At 33.3% G+C, this 255-nt stretch carries 1 protein-coding gene; it reads right to left on the reverse strand.

What is annotated here, in order from left to right; all coding sequences use genetic code 11:
• A partial coding sequence (locus HHH54_RS11110) for a transposase (RefSeq protein ID WP_198618833.1) occupies positions 1-255 on the reverse strand: 255 nt, incomplete at both ends.

A 255-nucleotide genomic window follows, 5' to 3' on the forward strand; every position in this document is an offset into this window, starting at 1 on the left:
GCTTGAACTTATTATATAAAGGGCGATCAATGTTTTTAAAAGTATGCATAACTGAAACTCTTGCCATGTTTAGTGCACGATTTAAAGACTGAATGATATGAAAACGATCAATAATGATTTTCGCATTGGGGAACAACTCTTGAATTAAGACGATATATGGTTGATACATATCTATAGATACGGTTTGAACGCGTTTACGTTCTTCAAGAGAAAAGCGATAGAAATAGTCTTTTAAAGACTTTAACCGACGGTCTT

This window comes from Staphylococcus canis (assembly GCF_016238445.1).
Lineage (GTDB): Bacteria > Bacillota > Bacilli > Staphylococcales > Staphylococcaceae > Staphylococcus > Staphylococcus canis.